Raw genomic sequence first — 2,267 nt, 5'->3', positions numbered from 1 at the left:
GCGGCGCGCCTCCGGCTGCACGGACACCGCGCCGGGGAGCGCGGAGACCGGGAACCGGGGGTCGGTGAGACCCAGGCGCAGGGCGTGGACGTGTCCCATGAACCGGGCGTCGACGATGGCGACGCGCCGGTCGGCCGGGACGGCGGCGAGGAGCGCCTCCGTCTCACCGACGTCGGCGGCGGTCCGCACCTCGAAGCCGAGGGACCCGAGATCGTCCGCCAAGGAGGATCCGGGCACCGGCTGGCCGGTGACGATGGCGGTCGGCAACCGTACTCACTCCCTGGTATGCGGCGCTCCCGGGCGCCGGCGACGTACTGGTGGTGGCTCGCCCCTCACGGTGGCCGGGGGCGTGTCGGCAGAGGCTATCGGATCGTCGGACCTCCGCGATCACCGCCCGTCCCACGGCCGATGACCTGCGCAGTGTTTCCGCAGGTCAAAGGATATGACAACGGTGTTCAGCACCACGTTGCCGCCTGCTCCGGGACGTAGTTGACTGAGGGCGGCGGCGATCACAGGAGGCGTTTCCCATGGGGGTCGGACACGGGCACGGTCACCATCACGGACACGGGGCGGGGCCCGGTGCGACCGTGACGGCGGCGCACCGCGGGCGGTTGCGCGCCGCGCTGGTGATCACACTGCTGGTGACGGTGGCCGAGGTCGCCGGCGGGCTGCTGGCCGGTTCGCTGGCCCTGGTGGCGGACGCCGCGCACATGGCCACCGACGCGCTGGGGCTGGGCATGGCGCTGCTGGCCGTGCACTTCGCGAGCCGTCCGGCCGGCGGGCACCGCACCTTCGGCTACGCCCGGGCGGAGATCCTGGCGGCGCTGGCCAACTGCCTGCTGCTCTTCGGGGTGGGCGGCTACGTCGTGGTCGAGGCGGTGCGGCGGATGCTGGAACCCGCCGAGGTGGAGGGCGGCCTGACCCTGGTCTTCGGCGCCGTCGGCCTGGTCGCCAATCTGGTCTCGCTGCTGCTGCTGATGGGCGGCCGGCGGGAGAGCCTCAATGTGCGCGGCGCCTTCCTGGAGGTGGCCGCGGACGCGCTGGGGTCGGTCGCGGTGCTGGTGTCGGCGGCCGTGGTGCTGCTCACCGGGTGGCGGGCGGCCGACCCGGTCGCCTCGCTGGTCATCGCCCTGATGATCGTGCCGCGCGCCTGGCGGCTGCTGCGCGAGACGGTGGACGTCCTGCTGGAGGCCGCGCCGCGCGACGTCGACCTGGGCCGGGTGCGGGCGCACCTGCTGGCGCTGCCGGGGGTGGAGGACGTGCACGACCTGCACGTGTGGACGATCACCTCGGGGCTTCCGGTGCTCTCCGCCCATGTGGTGGTCGGGTCGCAGGCGCTGGCGGGCGAGGGCCACGAGCGGACGCTGCGCGAACTCCAGTCCTGCCTGGGCTCCCACTTCGACGTGGCGCACTGCACCTTCCAGCTGGAGCCCGCGGGCCACGCGGCGCACGAGGCGGGTCTGTGCCATTAGCGCGTGCTCCGGCGCGCGGGGGGGCGCTCCGCCGGGTCTGCCCGCGTCACCGGCCCCGCGTACGGCAGACTGTGGGCATGCCGAGCACACCTGTGAACACGACGACGGACGAGGCCATCCTGCTGGAGCTGGTCGATGAACATGGGGTGACCATCGGCACGGAGGAGAAACTCACCGCCCACCAGGCTCCGGGCCTGCTGCACCGCGCGTTCTCCGTCTTCCTCTTCGACTCCCGCGGCCGGCTCCTGCTCCAGCAGCGGGCGCTGGGCAAGTACCACTCCCCCGGTGTCTGGTCGAACACCTGCTGCGGTCACCCCTACCCGGGTGAGGCTCCCTTCGCCGCCGCCGCGCGGCGCACCTTCGAGGAGCTGGGCGTCTCCCCGGCGCTGCTCGCCGAGGCGGGCACGGTGCGCTACAACCACCCGGACCCGGCCTCCGGCCTGGTGGAGCAGGAGTTCAACCACCTCTTCGTGGGGCTGGTGAGCGGCACTCCGGGCCCGGACCCGGAGGAGGTCGGCGACATCGCCTTCGTCACGGCCGAGGAGCTGGAGAAGCGGCACGCGCAGGACCCCTTCTCGGCGTGGTTCATGACCGTCCTCGACGCCGCCCGTCCGGCGATCCGTGAGCTGACCGGCCCGTCGGCCGGCTGGTAGGGCCCCGCGGTCCCTCCCCGCCCGCGGCCGTCGGGCCGCGGGCGCCGCCACGGGCGGGGCCTCAGCGGAGTCGGGCGGGACGCAGCGGCAGCGCCGCCCAGATGATCTTGCCGCCGGTGGCGGTGTGCTCCACCTCGCAGGC

At 73.9% G+C, this 2,267-nt stretch carries 2 protein-coding genes and 1 pseudogene; 2 read left to right on the top strand and 1 reads right to left on the bottom strand.

All coding sequences use genetic code 11. The features are described from left to right. A pseudogene (locus HW445_RS27615) lies at positions 1 to 267 on the bottom strand (CDP-alcohol phosphatidyltransferase family protein); the annotation flags it as partial. A gap of 260 nt (positions 268 to 527) precedes the next feature. On the opposite strand from HW445_RS27615, the gene HW445_RS27610 reads away from it, so the two are divergent. Together HW445_RS27610 and idi are read left to right on the top strand one after the other, a co-directional pair. Beyond that, entirely contained in the window at positions 528 to 1,472 is a 945-nt protein-coding gene (locus tag HW445_RS27610) for a cation diffusion facilitator family transporter (protein ID WP_180223590.1), read from the top strand. Between the two features lie 77 nt (positions 1,473 to 1,549). After that, positions 1,550 to 2,125, top strand: a complete 576-nt coding sequence (idi, locus tag HW445_RS27605) for an isopentenyl-diphosphate Delta-isomerase (RefSeq protein WP_180223589.1) — start codon at positions 1,550 to 1,552, stop codon at positions 2,123 to 2,125. The last annotated feature ends 142 nt before the right edge of the window (positions 2,126 to 2,267 follow it).

The sequence above is a fragment of the Streptomyces sp. UH6 genome (assembly GCF_013421635.1).
Taxonomy (GTDB): Bacteria; Actinomycetota; Actinomycetes; order Streptomycetales; family Streptomycetaceae; genus Streptomyces; species Streptomyces abyssomicinicus.
Note: the sequence above shows the minus strand (reverse complement) of the source record. Positions and strands in the feature narration are given on the sequence as shown.

Bases quoted from the DNA above. Each gene is read 5' to 3' on its own strand.
- HW445_RS27610 (WP_180223590.1), top strand. From the start codon at position 528: ATGGGGGTCGGACACGGGCACGGTCACCATCACGGACACGGGGCGGGG.
- idi (WP_180223589.1), top strand. From the start codon at position 1,550: ATGCCGAGCACACCTGTGAACACGACGACGGACGAGGCCATCCTGCTG.